Genomic DNA, 14,583 nt, shown 5'->3' with positions numbered 1-14,583 from the left:
CTCCCTCGCAGGTCAGGACAGAGTCACACTGATTTCATGAGACGTGACCAGGCCTCCACGAACGGGGGCACGGAGCTGGGCCGTTTCCTGCGTGCCCGCCGTGCTCGGCTCAATCCCGCCGACACGCGGCTCCCGGAGCGAACCGGACTGCGCCGCACACCTGGACTGCGCCGTGAGGAACTGGCGACCCTCGCCGGGATCAGCATCGATTACTACACCCGGCTGGAGCAGGGCCGGGAGACGCGGCCGAGCCCGGCTGTGGTCGATGCCCTGGCCCAGGCTCTTCAGCTGGAGCACGACGAACACGAGCACCTGCGAAGCCTCGTGCTGACTGCCATGCGCAGCTCAGCCAAGCCCCACCCCGCCCCTTCCCGTGCTGTGCGACCGGGTGTCCACCTCCTGCTCGAGAGCATGCGGCCAGGGCCCGCCTATGTGGTCAGCCGGACCAACGATCTGCTGGCCGCCAACACGAGCGGGCTGCGGCTTCTCCCGGGTATCGAGGAGTGGCCGGCCGGCGAGCGCAACATCACCCGTTACGTCTTCCTCCATCCCGCCGCGCCCGGTCTCTTCGCGGACGACTACGACAACCAGATCCGAGGCGGCGTCGCCCAACTGCGTGCCCTGGCCGGTACCGACCCCGACGCCCCCGATCTGGCTCGGCTGGTCGGCGAACTCCTCCTCAAGAGCAAGGAGTTCGCCCGCATGTGGGATCGCTACGAAGTAAGGGTCCGTTCGCACGGTCGCAAGACGTTCCATCACCCGGAAGTCGGTGTCCTGACCCTGGACTTCCAGACGATGGAGCTGGAAGGAACCCCGGGCCACCGGCTGCTGGCCTACTTCGCCGAGCAAGGCACCCCGGACCACGACGCCCTGGTACTGCTCGACATGGCGGCCCGGACCGAGCCGGTCGAGGCCGAGGGAACACGTACCGACGAAACCAACGCGGCGCCTCCGTCTCCCTGAGGGGCTTCAGCGCCAGAGGGTGAAGCGGAAAAGCCTGAGCAGCCGCTTCGGAGCAGCCATGAGAGTGCCTATGTCTGAAGTCTGTGATCGTTCCGGCTGAGGCAACTTTGCCTGGTGCCTGGTGCCTGGTGCCTGGTGTGCCGGTGGGGGTCTGGGGCAGCGATGGAGAGCCGACCGATTATCGGCATGGCCCGGGCGTTCGCAATGCCCACGCAGGACGACGGCTCACGGGATGATCCGCTGCTGTCCGACCGGTCATGGGCGGTCAGCAGCTACCGGCCGGATCCCGCCGCGATCGCCGCTGCGCCGACCCGCGTTGTGATCGCTGTGGGCGAGGAGTCGAAGGACGTGCTGACCGGACGCACCGCCGTCGCGACCGCTGAACTGCTCGGACAGCAGGCGACCGTGTTCCCCAGCCATCACGGCGGATTCATGGACGGGGAGTTCGGATATGCGGGGAAGCCGTACAAGTTCGCGCATCGACTGCACGTGGTCCTTGACGGCTCCTCGCAAGCCAGCCGCTGACCGATTAGCTTTCCCACACGGCCGGGATTGCCTGCGGCGACCGTCGCGCCAGTCTCCGGATGAGTGGGCAGGGCATGGGCGTGATGGACGCCTGCTCTCGGCCGACAGTACTCACATCATGCCGAGCACGGGGTGGGTGACGTACGGCTTCTCCAGCTCCTGGATCTCGTCGTCCGAGAGTTCCACGTCCAGGGCTGCGACCGCGTCCTCAACGTGCTGGACGGCCGTCGTGCCGACGATGGGGGCGGTGATGTACGGCTTGCTCAGCATCCAGGCCAGCGACATCTGGGCCATCGGGATGCCGCGCTCCTTCGCGAGGCGTTCGAGGTTGTCGACCACGACCTTGTCCAGGTCGTTGGTGCTGTCCCATACCCACTTCGAAACCTCATCGATCTCGACGCGGGGCGTCACGGTCCCCCACGAGTGCGCCGCTCGGCCGCCGGCCAGCGGGCTCCACGGAGTGACTGCCACTTTTCGATCCTCGCAAAGAGGAATCATCTCGCGCTCTTCCTCGCGATAGATCAAGTTGTAGTGGTTCTGCATCGAGACGAACTTGGTCCAGCCGTTCTTCTCGGCGATGGTCTGGAGCCTCTCGAATTGCCACGCGTACATCGTCGAAGCTCCGATGTACCTCGCCTTGCCGCTCTTCACCACGTCATGGAGTGCTTCCATGATTTCTTCCGGCGGCGTCAGCGGGTCGAGTCGGTGGATGGTGTACAGGTCGACGTAGTCGAGGCCCAGTCGCGCCAGGCTCTTGTCGATCTCGCTGAGGATCTCCTTCCGGGAAAGTCCACCACCGTTGGGCTTTCCGGCACGCATCTCCATTCTCACCTTGGTGGCGACGACGATCTCGTCGCGATCGAGGTTGAACTCCCTGATCAGGCGGCCGGTGACTTCCTCACTCGTGCCGAGCTGATAGACGTTCGCGGTGTCGAAATAGTTGATGCCCAACTCGACAGCCCGGCCAAATATCGGCTTGGCGTCATCGAAATCACGCGCCCACGGGAAAAGCCCGTTCTCACTTCCGGGCTTGCCGAAACTCATCATGCCGAGGCAGATGCGGGATACGTCCATGCCGGTGTTGCCGAATTTCGTGTATTTCATCGTGCTCGCTCTCCGGTGTGATGGGCCAGCCGTCGTTTGACTGTGCATTTCGTTGGCGACGGACCCGGCGCCCTTGCCGCTGGAGCCCATTGGGTCACGCCAGCCAGCGACCTTCATGCAGTGGGCGAAAAAGCGGATCTCATCGCGACTGGGGGCTCCGTCTCAGGTCTGTAATCCTGCGGAATTTCGGCCCAGGCAACTTCTCGATTGCGCCTTCTCGTCCTTTATAGCCAAGATCGGCCGGACTGGCGCGGTGCGTGGGGGGCCCTGTCACACCCCGGAATATCACTCCCCCCAACGAACTCGTGCACGCCGGCGCGGACGATGTCGCTCATGTGCTCGCAACATCGCCTCTTCCAGCAGGGCCTCGAAGACACTCGCATCACGCCACCACGTGAAGTGGTTGCAGACCGCCTGCCAGACGCCGAACCGCTCGAGCATCTCCCGCCAGTGACTGCCCGTGAACCGCCTGCGCACCCCTGTGGCTTGACGCTGTGTGGGTCCGGAGGCATTGCGCTCCGTCGTCCTCCCTGGCCGAAAGGCCGATGCTGTCCGGAGCAGAGCTCGTTTGCTCTCGTGCATTCCAGCCGAACGGCCGAGGCGAACGTCCCCTGTGCGCGGCGATCGTTGAGCCAGATCGACCGCCGACCAGAGAAGGACGCCCCGTGCGATATCACCAGCGAGTCGCCATCGCCGCCGGAATCGGGCTTGCCGCCACCATGACCCTGCCACTTTCGTCCGCACACGCGATCAGCGGCGGCCAGGCCGTCTCTTCCGCGCCCTGGGCGGTGCAGGTGTACGTCAAGGGGCGCTTCACCTGCACGGGGACAATGCTCAACGACCGGTGGGTGCTCACCGCGTACCACTGTTATGACGACCACCGGGGCAAGATGTCCGTGCGGGTCGGCTCGGTCCGAATAGGGCACGGGGTCAAGGCGGATGTGGCGAAGATCCGGCACCTGAACACAGATGGCCTCGACGACGTGGCACTGCTCCGTCTCACCAAGCCAGTCAAGGCACCGCACATCAAGCTCGCGGACACCGACCCGCCGAGGGGCGCCGTCGTCAGCATCTACGGATACGGCAGCTGGGGCAAGCACCCGAAGCCTTTGCGGCAGGCGACGAACCGCGTGACCGCGATCAAGCACGACGACATCATCGGCCGAGCGATCTGGACCAAGAAGATCAGCGGTGACAGCGAGCCGGGTGATTCCGGAGGCCCCGCCTTCTACAAGGGCAAGCAGGTGGGTGTTCTGTTCGGGGCGACGGAGTACAGCAGCATCGCCTCACACCGGGCATGGATCAGGCACGTCACAGGGGCCTGAGCTCCCGACTCGGGGAATACTCCGGTGCCGCATCGGGGGCGAGCGTCTCGAAAGCCGCTCGCCCTCAGGCCAAGCCCTCCGCGCCGCCCAGGAGATGCTGACCCGATCGGCAGTTTTCGTGATCCCGAACGGCTTCCCAAGGTTCAGCGCGCGTCGTGCTTGTGAGGTGCTGCGCGCTGCTGGAACTCTGCCGTGTCGAGGAGCACCAGTTTGTCGTAATCGGGGGTGCCGGGCTCGGCGTAATAGATGACAAGCCGCTGCGTGTGGGTGCCCTCGATCAGGAGCTTCTGGTAACTGGGGGTCAGGTCGCCCACATCCGGGTGGTGAAAGGTCTTGCTGCCGTGGGTGTGCAGCCGCACGTCGTAACGCTCCCACAGGTCCTTGAACTCCGGGCTCGCGTCGAGCAGTTCATCGACGAGTTCGGCCAAGCCGGGGGCGTCGGGCTCCACGCTGTGCAGGGAGCGCAGTCGTCCGACCGCGGCGCGGATCTGGTCCTGCCAGTCATCGAACACCTTGGGAGCGGCTGGATGCAGGAAGACGTAGCGGACCACATTGCGTTCGTTCTCCGGCCACTCTGCCAGCCCGTGGAACAGCCGCAGTCCGGACGGGTTGCATGCGAGGACGTTCATGGTGCGGGTGAGTACGTACGCGGGGAATGGTCTCAGGTTCTCCACCAGCAGGCCGATCCCGGGCAGGATCGTCTCCGTGTCCTGGCCTGGGGGCTTCAGAGCGGCGGCACCCGCGGCGCAGGCGACGAGAACGCGCAGGTGCTCGTGCTCTGCCGGGTCCAGCAGAAGCGCCCGTGCGAGAGCGTCGACCACCGAGGGACTGGGCTTGGTTTCCTTGCCGCGCTCCAGACGGACGTAGTAGTCGACACTGACACCGGCGAGGGTGGCCAGCTCCTCCCTGCGCAGCCCAGGCGTACGCCGGACTCCTGGCCCAGTCGGCAGACCGACTCTCTCGGGGGTGACAGCGGCGCGGTGAGCTCGGAGGAAGGTTCCCAGTTCCGTGCCGCCGTTGTCGTTCTGCCGCTCACGTGCCATTTGCCCAGTGTGGCAGCACAGCGCGGAGGGGGCTACGAGCTGGGACGGAAGCATTGTGGCCCCTTGGCGCTCCCGTTACCGTCTCCGTGGCTTTGCGATGAAGCTTCCGGTCGTCGGATCCCGCATGGCTCCCTCCTCGTGTTGCGACGAACCGCTGATGAGAGGGCTTGCGTATCGCCTTCACCCGGGCCGGAAGGACGCTCCGTAACGTGGATACGGCAGCGTCGTCGGCGTCCCGGAGGTTCTCTCGACGACACGCGCTTTGAGCAGCCACTTGGGTGGCTTGCGTGAGCTGCGCATATTCCGGTGGGGGGTTCTGCCGTACCCCGGAACACCATTCCCTGGACCGTCACGGCCTGGAAGACGCCTGCGCGTCCGGCCAGGCTGGACGTGAGCGCTGCGGTCGGCTGCTACGACGCGTAGAGCCCGCCCGGCGCAGGGAGCCGGAACTCGGTGACACAGCGTGGGCGGTCAGAGCCCCGCAGTGCCCAGCAGGGGCCGTCGAGGCCGAGCCTGCGACCAGCTCCCTCCTTTCCCAGCCAGCTCAGCACCATTGGAGAGACCGTGCTCACCGTCAACGCCTTTGGCGCTACTTCCACGACCGAACCGCTCGTCCCCATGACCGTCGAGCGTCGCGACGTCGGTCCGCATGACGTGCTGATCGAGATCGACTACTGCGGCATCTGCCACTCCGACATCCACTTCGCTCGCGGCGAGTTCGGGGACATACCCAACCCCCTCGTCCCCGGCCACGAGATCGTCGGCACCGTTCGCCAGGTCGGCTCCTCCGTCACCAGGCACGCGGTCGGCGACCGCGTGGGCGTCGGCTGCATGGCCGACTCCTGTCGTGAGTGCGCCAACTGCCTGAAGGGCGAGGAGCAGTACTGCCTGAAGGGTCACACCCTGGTGTTCGGCAGCGTCGGCCGGGACGGGCAGATCACCCAGGGCGGCTACTCCACCCACATCGTGGTGACCGAGGACTTCGTTCTGCGGATCCCGGACGGCCTGCAGCCCGACGCCGCCGCGCCCCTGCTGTGCGCCGGCATCACCACGTACTCGCCGCTGCGGCACTGGGGCGCCGGCCCCGGCAAGCGGGTCGCGGTCGTCGGCCTCGGCGGCCTGGGCCACCTCGCCGTAAAGATCGCCAAGGCGATGGGGGCAGAAGTCACCGTCCTGTCCCAGTCGCTCAAGAAGCAGGAGGACGGTCTGCGTCTGGGCGCTGACCACTACTACGCCACCAGCGACCCGTCTACCTTCGCGGACCTAGCCGGAAGCTTCGACATCGTCCTCAACACGATCAGCGCGAAGATCGACGTCGACGCCTATCTCTCCCTGCTCGCCCTCGACGGCGCCCTGATCAACCTCGGTGCCCCCAGCGAGCCGCTGCCGGTGAACGTGCCCTCCCTCTTCGCCAACCGGCGCTCGTACGCCGGATCGCTGTTCGGCGGTATCCGCGAGACCCAGGAGATGCTCGACTTCTGCGCGGAGCACGGCATCGGTGCCGAGATCGAGCTCATCCCGGCGCAGAAGATCAACGAGGCGTTCGACCGCGTTCTCTCCTCCGACGTGCGCTACCGGTTCGTGGTGGACGTCTCTTCGCTGGCCTGATCGCCGCACCTCGAAGGGTCAGCGGGTCGCGCTCCCTTTCGCCGCCAGGGCGAGGCCGGGCTGGAGACGGCGGGCCACGTCGACGTGGTCACCGGTCCAGATGACGCGGACGGCGGTCCCTCCGGGCCGCCCCAGGGCGTCGACAAGGTCGGTGCGAACGGACTCCACGAGCAGGGCCGCGGCCTCTGGATGAAGCTGGACGGGTTCTGGGACGGGAGCTCCCCGTCCCAGGCCGGCCGCGAAGCCGTAGTACCACTCCGTGACGCGGGAGGCGGCCCCGAGAATGGCCTGGTGAGCTTCGGTCCCGCCGTCGATCTCCGGCTCAGGGCCCACGCCCCGCCACAGGGAGACGACCGCGTCGGCGGCCAGCCGCAGGGCCGCCACACCGGTCACCAGCGCGGTCATGTCGGCCAGGGAGAGCGGCTTGGAGCCGCGTTCGTCGAGGTAGGTGCGGAACGCGTCGTCCAGCCGACGCGCAGAGGCCGCCGCCTCCCGGTTCTGCTCCGCAGCCTTCCCCTGGGACAGGGAAGGGTCCGCCTGGCGGCCTGGGCGGAGTGCGTAGTCCACGGACTCGGCGAGATAGCGGGCGCTGTCGACGTACGCCTCGGCCAGTGCCTTGTGTACGGCGGCCGCGGCGCCCCGGGGCCAGAAGAACAGCGCGACGAGGAGACTGACCGCGCAGCCGAGGGCGATGTCCTGCACGCGCAGCAGGACGATGTGCCAGTCGGGGTCCTGGCCGAGGTTGAACATCACGACGAGTGTGACGGTGAAGGCGGCCTGCCCCGCGGCGAAGGAGATCGCGGAGGGGACGATGCCGGCCACCAGAATCGCCAGCGGGAGCAGGAACCACAGGACCGTGCCGTGGTGCCCGATCAGTTGCAGCAGGCCCGCGCCGATGATGGAGCCGACCACCGTGCCGAGGACGGCGCGCAGGGCGTTCTGACCGGTGTTGAGGGCGTTGGAACGCAGCACGGACAGGGTGCCGAGCAGGACCCAGAAGGAGTGCTGCACCCCGGTCAGGTTGGCGATCAGTACGGCGATGCCAAGACCGACGGCACCGCGCAGGCTGTTGCGGAGCCACACCGACCCGAGGCCGAGATGGGCCGCGGCCCGTTCGCGGGCCAGAGCCAGCGGTTCGGTCAGCGCACCTGGTTCCCGGACCAGCAGGCGGTCCAGCCAGTGTCGTCGGGAAGCGGTGGCGGCCGTCGCGACGTTGTCCGCGATCTGCAGGACGGCGAACCCCAGCTCCTGGGCGCGGAAGGAGAGATCGAGGGTGGCGATGAAGCCGTAGATCTCCTCCGGGCTGTCGCCGACCGGGTGGTCGGCGGGCAGCCGGACGGTGGAGGTCTTCTCCATCGTCTGCATGGCCTCCCGCAGCTGCGCCGTGGCGGCACGCAGCGGACCGACGTCCAAGCGCATGTCGGTCAGCAGCTCGGCGGTGTGGTCGAGGACGTCGGCGGCGATCAGGCGCACCGTACGGGCGGCCGGGTCGCAGGCAGGGGGCTCGTCGGTGTAGGCGGGCCGGTCTTCCAGGATGGTGCTCAGCCAGTTCAGCTCATCGACGAGACGGACCAGGGTGCGGGACGTGGTGGACAAGCCGGTGGGGCGGTATGGGGTGGTGTCGAAGGTGCTCCGCAGGTCCGTGTTCGCCTCGGCGGTGTCCTCAGCGGCGGCCCGGCGCCGCGCGGAGTCGGCCGCCGTAGCGTGATCGCCCAGGCCAGAGGCGTCCGCGCGCAGATGTGCCGCAGCGGCTCGGCAGACCCGGGTCGCCGGCTCGTTGAGCGGGTCGGCGACAGGACGCGGCCATAGCAGCCACACGGCCGGCAACGCCGCTGCCGCCGCGAGACCGGCGCCCGCGAGGCGCTCGGGCAGGAGGGACATCGGTACCGGCGTGGAGACTGGCAGGACGAACGCCAGGAGAAGCGAGGTCGCGCTGCCCGCCAGGACAGAGCTGACGACGCCGGAGAACAGGACCACGAAGGCGATCAGCAACGTCGTGACGACGGCAAGCCAGGTCGCCTGCGCCACGAGCGTTCCTACGCAGATCAGAGCCGCCCAGGCCACCGCGAGCGCCGCCTGCGCGCGCAGCCGCTCCACCATCGGGCCGCTGAAGTCGACCATCAGCAGCATCGAGAAGGACCCGAACGCGGCGAAGCTCGCCATGGTCGGCGAGTGCAACACCTGCGTGCACAACGCGAACAGGGCCGGCATCACGATCGCGGTCCGCCCGGCCCGCCGTGTCGCCGCGAGATCCGGGTCGCGCTCGCGCAACCACGTCACCAGCTCTGCTGCGGACGGCATCCGTCTCGGGATCTGCATGCGCACCTCTCGTCGGCGGGGGCATGGCGCCCACAACACATCGCGCCCATAGGCGAACACGGAACGGGCCGCGCATCCCACCTCGAAGTCACCGAAGCGGTCAGGCGTCACCCACGGGAAGCAGCCTCAGCTTGATGACCTGGGGTGAACCGCCGGCTGATGTCCGGGTTGTCGAGCAACCGGGCGGGGTAGCCCGGGCCCGGGCGGACGGTGATGTTCTCGTGGCGCAGCTCATCGCCGCAGGAGGAGCAGACGACCTGCGGCTGGGCGTCGTGGTCGCACGTCGTGTGGTGCATGACCACCGGGATGCCGTCCTCGGTGGCCAGCCACCGGTCCCCCCAGGAGTTGATCACGGCGAGCACGCCGAAGAAGTCGCGGCCCTTCTCCGTGAGCAGGTATTCGTGACGGACCGGGTCGCTCTGATAGGCCTGCCGCCGCAGCAGGCCGGCGCTCTCCAGACGGCGGAGCCGGTCGGTGAGGGTGTTGCGGGCGATGCCCAGGGCGTCGATGAACCCGTCGAAGCGTGATTCCCCGTAGAAGACCTCACGCAGCACCAGCAGCGTCCAGCCGTCGCCCATGACGTCCACGGTGCGGGCGATCGAGCAGGGCCAGTTGTCGAATGCGGTCCGTCTCATACCTCTGACGATATCAGTCTCATCATGAGATCTGCTTGCCTTCGAGGATGCAGCTCGCTACCGTCCAGTAAGTCTCATCATTCAACTTAGGAGGAAGGCGATGACTTCCACGTCTGTGGATGCACCCGCGGTCACCGTCGAGCGGGACGGCCATGTGCTGCTGATGGGCCTGAACCGCCCGGCCAAGCGCAACGCCTTCACCAAGCAGATGCTCAGCGAACTGTCACAGGCCTACGGCCTGCTGGAGTCCGACGACGACCTGTGGTGCGGAGTGCTGTTCGCCCACGGTGACCACTTCACCGGCGGCCTGGACATGCTCGACGTCGGTGAGGAACTCGCCTCGGGCGGATTCGCCCTCCCCGAGGGCGGCCGCGATCCGTGGCGGCTGGACGGGACGTGGACCAAGCCCGTCGTCGCGGCGGCACAGGGCTGGGTGATGACCCTGGGCATCGAACTGCTGCTGGCCGCCGACATCCGTGTGGCCGCCCAGGACGCCCGCTTCAAGCAGTTCGAGATCCGTCGCGGGATCTACCCCTTCGGCGGCGCCACCTTCCGGCTTCCCCGCGAGGTGGGATGGGGCAACGCCATGCGGTGGATCCTGACCGGCGAGGAGTACGACGCCGCCGAGGCCCACCGCATCGGACTGGTGCAGGAGGTGGCTCCCGACGGGGACGCGGCGGTCGAGCGGGCCAAGGAGATCGCGCGCGTCATCAGCGAGCGCTCCGCGCCCCTGGGCGTGCGCACCGCACTGGCCTCCGCCCACCGGGCCCACGAAGAGGGCGACGCCGCGGCCATCGCCCAGCTGCGCCCCGACATCGCCCGGCTCATCGGCACCGCCGACGGCGCCGAAGGCGTGACGTCCTTCATCGAGCGCCGCGACGCCGTCTTCACCGGCCGCTGACCACCCCGCCCCACTCTGCACCACCACCCCCATCAGGAGACCCACTGTGAGCACCCCGGACCTCTTCGACCTGCCGCCCGAGATCGCCGAGGCCCGCACATGGGCCCACGGCTTCGCCGAGAAGTACGTACGGCCGGTGGCGGCCGAGTACGACGAGCGCGAGGAGATGCCCTGGGCCGTGATCGAGGAAGCCGCCAAGATCGGCCTGTACTCCCCGGACTTCGCACTGCAGCTGCTCGGCGACTCCACCGGCCTTCTGCAGCCCGTGGTCGCCGAGGAGATCTTCTGGGGCGACGGCGGCATGGGACAGGCGCTGATGGGGACCTTCCTGCCCGTCGCCGCGCTGTTCGGCTCGGCCACGAAGGAGCAGATCGACACCTGGCTGCCCGAGTTCTTCGGAACCCCCGGTGACCTCCGGGTCGCCGCACTGTGCGCCAGCGAACCGAACGCCGGCAGCGACGCCGCGGCCATCCGCACCACCGCCCGATACGACGAGGCCACCAAGGAGTGGGTGCTCAACGGCACCAAGACCTGGGCCACCAACGGCGGCATCGCCGGCATCCACGTCGTCAACGCGGTCACCGACCCCAGCCTCGGAGCCCGCGGCCACGCCCTCTTCCTCATCCCGCCGGGCACCCCGGGTCTCAGCCAGGGCCAGAAGTTCTCCAAGCACGGCCTGCGCGCCTCGCACACCGCCGAGGTCGTCCTCGACGACGTGCGCATCCCCGCGGACCTCGTCCTCGGCGGCAAGGAAGCCCTCGACCAGCGCCTGGCCATCGCCCGGGAAGGCACCCGCGTCCGGGTGCCCGCCGCCATGGCCACCTTCGAGATGACCAGGCCGGCCATCGGCGCGATGGCCGTCGGTGTCGCCCGCGCCGCCTACGAGTACGCCCTGGAGTACGCAGGCGTGCGCGAGCAGTTCGGCAGGCCGATCATCGACAACCAGGCCATCGCCTTCACCCTGGCCGACATGGCCATGGAGATCGACGCTTCCCGCCTCCTGGTCTGGCGTGCCAGCCACATGTTCATGCGCGGCAAGCCGTTCACCCGCGCCGAGGGCAGCATGGCCAAGCTCAAGGCCAGCGAGGTCGCCGTCCGTACCACCGAGCGCGCCGTGCAGATCCTCGGCGGCAACGGCTACACCCGGGACTACCCCGTCGAGCGCTGGGCCCGCGACGCCAAAATCTTCACCATCTACGAAGGAACCAGCGAGATCCAGCGCCTGGCCATCAGCCGCGCTCTCTCCGGCCGCCGCATTCAGTAACGCCGCCGCCCCATCACGCAGGCAGGCCCCTTCACTTCACCCCGGAGCTTCACATGAGCACTACAGCGCCCTCCGTGGCGGGCAAGGTCGTCGTCGTCACCGGTGGCGGCCGCGGCATCGGCAAGATGATCACGCGCGGACTTCTCGAAGCCGGCGCGAAGGTCTACATCTCCAGCCGCAAGGAAGCCGATCTCAAGGCGGCGGTCGAGGAGCTGAGCCCGCTCGGCGAGATCCACGCCGTCTCGGCCGATTTGGGTACGGCCGAGGGAGTGGAGACCCTGGTCTCGTACGTCTGGCAACGCGAGAGCCGCGTGCACGCGCTGTTCAACAACGCCGGCGCCAACTGGGGCGCCTCCTTCGAGGAGTTCCCCGAGTCGGCGTGGGACAAGGTGCTGTCCGTCAACGTCAAGGGTGTCTTCGCGCTCACTCAGGCCTTTCTGCCGCTGCTGAAGGCGGCGTCCACGCCGGATGATCCCGCCCGGGTCGTCAACACCGGCAGCGTCGACGGCCTGCGCGCTCCCTCTCCCGGCTTCAACAACTTCTCCTACAGCGCCAGCAAGGCCGCCGTGCACATGCTCACGCAGCAACTGGCAGGGACCTTGGCGCCGGACATCCTCGTCAATGCCATCGCGCCCGGCCTGTTCGAGTCGAAGATGACCGCCGGCATCCTCAGCTTCGGTGCCGACGCCATCGCCGAGCAGATCCCCCTGCGCCGCATCGGCCGACCCGACGACATGGCGGGCATCGCCCTGTTCCTCATGAGCCCGGCCAGCAGCTACATCACCGGAGCCGTAATCCCGGTCGACGGCGGAGTCCTCGCCACCCGCTGAGCCTCGCAGGTGGCCGTACCGCTGCCTGTTTCATGCGGTGGATCGGCGCTGGGACGGCGCCGATCCACCCCTACCGGCCCACCTCGCCGCGCGCGGTGCTGGGGTTCGCCCCATTCCCGCGCCGGACCGCCGGTCAGGCATCACCACCCCCAGCCCTGACCACAGCCGAAGCACCCGAAGTGGGGCACACCGGCTGAGCGGCGTCGAGGCACGACTCGGTCTTGGACGACGACGTTCAGAGCGAAGGACTTCCACACCCATGAGCACGAGCACACCACCAGAGCCGCAACCCGCCTCGCCGGTCGGGCGGGCCCCGAGCCCTTGCCCCTCCCTTGGCTCGGAATCCGCTCAGCGCCCCTGGTTCGGGTTCTACCCGCCTGGTGTCGAGCCGGAGATCGCCCCGGTGACGCACACGTCGATTCCCGACATGGTCCGGACTACAGCAAGGCGCTTCGGCTACAGAACGGCGTTCTCCCACCTCGGAGTTCGGCTGACGTTCGCTCAGATCGACGAGCTGAGCGACCAGTTCGCCGCCTACCTGCAGCAGGAGTTGTTCCTGCTCAAGGGCGACCGGATCGTGCTGCAGATGCCCAACCTCCTTCAGTATCCGATCGCGCTGTTCGGGGCCCTGAAGGCCGGGCTGATCGTGGTCAACGCCAATCCGCTCTACACCCCGGCCGAGATGGCCAAGGTGTTCTCCGATGCCCAACCGCGCGCCATCGTGGTGCTGGCGAACTTCGCCCACAAGGTCGCCGAGATCCTGCCGGGCTCAGGTATCGAGCACGTGATCGTCACCCAGGTCGGCGACCTCTTCGCCGGGCCGAAGCGGGTCCTGGTCAACACGATGGTGGCGAAGGTCCGCAAACTCGTGCCCCGGTACGACATCCCCGGTGCGGTCGACTTCCGCACCGCCCTCGTGCACGGCCGTCGTCATCGCCTCACAGAGCCCGATCTCACCCAGCAGGACATCGCGTTCCTCCAGTACACCGGCGGCACCACGGGAGGCACGAAGGCCGCCGTCCTCACACACTTGAACCTGCTGGCCAACCAGGACCAGTTCATCGGGCAGATGAAGATCAAGTTCGGGGCCGAGCAGCCGACCGCCATCGCGGCGCTGCCGCTCTACCACGTGCTCGCGCTCACCGTGAACGGCCTGGGACTGTTTCAGTTCGGCGCCCACAACGTTCTGATCACCGATCCCACCGACATCGGCGGACTGGTCAAGACGCTCGCGAAGACGCGTCCCGACGCGATCCTGCTGGTCAACACCCTTGCGCGAGCGCTGCTGGACCATCCCTCCTTCTCCGCCGTCGACTTCTCCAAGCTCAAGATCGCCTTCGCCGGCGGCACGGCCATTCATGCTGCGGTCGCCGACCGCTGGAAGGAAGTCACCGGTCAGCCCATCACCGAGGGCTATGGCTTGACGGAAGCCTCACCTGCCGTCAGCGCGAACCCCGTTCACCTGGAACCCCGAACCGGCAGCATCGGCATTCCGCTGCCCTCCACCGACGTGCGCGTTCTCGACGACGCCCGTCAGCCGGTGCCCGCAGGCGAGCGAGGCGAGCTAGCCGTCAAGGGCCCTCAGGTGATGAGCGGCTACTGGAACAAGCCCGCTGAATCCGCAGAAGTGCTCACCGACGATGGATGGCTGCTGACCGGCGACATCGCCGTCATGGACGACGACGGCTTCCTGTGGATCGTCGACCGGAAGAAGGAGATGATCATCGTCTCCGGGTTCAACGTCTACCCGAACGAGATCGAGGAGGCGGCGACCAGCCACCCCAAGGTCGCCGAGGCGGGCGCCGTCGGCGTACCCGATCCCAGGTCGGGCGAGGCTCCCAAACTCGTCGTCGTCGCCCGCGACAAGAGCCTGACCGAAGCGGAACTCCGCGAGTACCTCAAGAGCCGACTCACCGGCTACAAGCGCCCCCGCCACATCGAGTTCCGCGACGCCTTGCCCAAGAGCAATGTCGGCAAGGTCCTGCGCCGCGAACTCAGGGACATCTGACGTCAGTCACACGACGCACTGAAGCCACGTCCCTATCCCTGTGCCCAACCCACCAGGA

General features: G+C 67.7%; 11 protein-coding genes and 1 pseudogene. 8 read left to right on the top strand and 4 right to left on the bottom strand.

What is annotated here, in order from left to right; genetic code table 11:
- Positions 1-36 precede the first annotated feature (36 nt).
- Together ACZ7MG_RS00390 and ACZ7MG_RS00385 are read left to right on the top strand one after the other, a co-directional pair.
- Entirely contained in the window at positions 37-963 is a 927-nt protein-coding gene (locus ACZ7MG_RS00390; protein WP_471387259.1) for a helix-turn-helix transcriptional regulator, read from the top strand.
- A 195-nt stretch (positions 964-1,158) separates the two neighbouring features.
- Positions 1,159-1,488, top strand: a pseudogene (locus tag ACZ7MG_RS00385) (alpha/beta fold hydrolase); the annotation flags it as partial.
- Positions 1,489-1,599: 111 nt separating this feature from the next.
- Here the strand turns inward: ACZ7MG_RS00385 and ACZ7MG_RS00380 are convergent.
- Positions 1,600-2,592: an aldo/keto reductase gene (locus tag ACZ7MG_RS00380; RefSeq protein WP_471387256.1), complete on the bottom strand. Its 993-nt coding sequence runs from the start codon at positions 2,590-2,592 to the stop codon at positions 1,600-1,602.
- Between the two features lie 665 nt (positions 2,593-3,257).
- Here ACZ7MG_RS00380 and ACZ7MG_RS00375 point away from each other — a divergent pair.
- Positions 3,258-3,917, top strand: coding sequence for a S1 family peptidase (locus ACZ7MG_RS00375; RefSeq protein ID WP_471387254.1), 660 nt, complete (start codon positions 3,258-3,260; stop codon positions 3,915-3,917).
- Between the two features lie 143 nt (positions 3,918-4,060).
- Here the strand turns inward: ACZ7MG_RS00375 and ACZ7MG_RS00370 are convergent, their stop codons facing one another.
- Positions 4,061-4,960 (bottom strand): helix-turn-helix transcriptional regulator, encoded by a 900-nt coding sequence (locus tag ACZ7MG_RS00370; RefSeq protein ID WP_471387251.1) that lies wholly within the window; start codon positions 4,958-4,960, stop codon positions 4,061-4,063.
- 618 nt (positions 4,961-5,578) lie between these two features.
- Between ACZ7MG_RS00370 and ACZ7MG_RS00365 the strand changes: the two genes are divergently transcribed.
- The gene (locus ACZ7MG_RS00365) at positions 5,579-6,568 is read left to right on the top strand and encodes an NAD(P)-dependent alcohol dehydrogenase (RefSeq protein ID WP_471387249.1); all 990 of its coding nucleotides are present in this window, start codon (positions 5,579-5,581) and stop codon (positions 6,566-6,568) included.
- Between the two features lie 18 nt (positions 6,569-6,586).
- Here ACZ7MG_RS00365 and ACZ7MG_RS00360 read toward each other — a convergent pair whose 3' ends face one another.
- Both ACZ7MG_RS00360 and ACZ7MG_RS00355 read right to left on the bottom strand, forming a co-directional pair.
- Complete coding sequence (locus ACZ7MG_RS00360) at positions 6,587-8,887, bottom strand: FUSC family protein (RefSeq protein ID WP_471387247.1); 2,301 nt, start codon at positions 8,885-8,887, stop codon at positions 6,587-6,589.
- A gap of 107 nt (positions 8,888-8,994) precedes the next feature.
- Positions 8,995-9,522 (bottom strand): winged helix-turn-helix transcriptional regulator, encoded by a 528-nt coding sequence (locus tag ACZ7MG_RS00355; RefSeq protein WP_471387245.1) that lies wholly within the window; start codon positions 9,520-9,522, stop codon positions 8,995-8,997.
- A 100-nt stretch (positions 9,523-9,622) separates the two neighbouring features.
- On the opposite strand from ACZ7MG_RS00355, the gene ACZ7MG_RS00350 reads away from it, so the two are divergent.
- The 4 genes from ACZ7MG_RS00350 to ACZ7MG_RS00335 all read left to right on the top strand — a co-directional run bounded on the left by ACZ7MG_RS00350 (position 9,623) and on the right by ACZ7MG_RS00335 (position 14,525).
- Positions 9,623-10,423, top strand: a complete 801-nt coding sequence (locus tag ACZ7MG_RS00350) for a crotonase/enoyl-CoA hydratase family protein (protein ID WP_471387242.1) — start codon at positions 9,623-9,625, stop codon at positions 10,421-10,423.
- Positions 10,424-10,469: 46 nt separating this feature from the next.
- A complete protein-coding gene (locus ACZ7MG_RS00345; protein ID WP_471387239.1) occupies positions 10,470-11,687 on the top strand; it encodes an acyl-CoA dehydrogenase family protein in 1,218 nt (405 codons plus the stop codon).
- Positions 11,688-11,740: 53 nt separating this feature from the next.
- A complete protein-coding gene (locus ACZ7MG_RS00340) occupies positions 11,741-12,517 on the top strand; it encodes an SDR family oxidoreductase (RefSeq protein WP_471387236.1) in 777 nt (258 codons plus the stop codon).
- 403 nt (positions 12,518-12,920) lie between these two features.
- Positions 12,921-14,525, top strand: coding sequence for an AMP-binding protein (locus ACZ7MG_RS00335; protein WP_471387233.1), 1,605 nt, complete (start codon positions 12,921-12,923; stop codon positions 14,523-14,525).
- The last annotated feature ends 58 nt before the right edge of the window (positions 14,526-14,583 follow it).

The organism is Streptomyces sp. NPDC107538 (assembly GCF_055657445.1).
Note: the sequence above shows the minus strand (reverse complement) of the source record. Positions and strands in the feature narration are given on the sequence as shown.

Bases quoted from the DNA above. Each gene is read 5' to 3' on its own strand.
- ACZ7MG_RS00355 (WP_471387245.1), bottom strand. From the start codon at position 9,522: ATGAGACGGACCGCATTCGACAACTGGCCCTGCTCGATCGCCCGCACC.
- ACZ7MG_RS00370 (WP_471387251.1), bottom strand. From the start codon at position 4,960: ATGGCACGTGAGCGGCAGAACGACAACGGCGGCACGGAACTGGGAACC.
- ACZ7MG_RS00390 (WP_471387259.1), top strand. From the start codon at position 37: ATGAGACGTGACCAGGCCTCCACGAACGGGGGCACGGAGCTGGGCCGT.
- ACZ7MG_RS00350 (WP_471387242.1), top strand. From the start codon at position 9,623: ATGACTTCCACGTCTGTGGATGCACCCGCGGTCACCGTCGAGCGGGAC.
- ACZ7MG_RS00340 (WP_471387236.1), top strand. From the start codon at position 11,741: ATGAGCACTACAGCGCCCTCCGTGGCGGGCAAGGTCGTCGTCGTCACC.
- ACZ7MG_RS00365 (WP_471387249.1), top strand. From the start codon at position 5,579: ATGACCGTCGAGCGTCGCGACGTCGGTCCGCATGACGTGCTGATCGAG.
- ACZ7MG_RS00380 (WP_471387256.1), bottom strand. From the start codon at position 2,592: ATGAAATACACGAAATTCGGCAACACCGGCATGGACGTATCCCGCATC.
- ACZ7MG_RS00360 (WP_471387247.1), bottom strand. From the start codon at position 8,887: ATGCAGATCCCGAGACGGATGCCGTCCGCAGCAGAGCTGGTGACGTGG.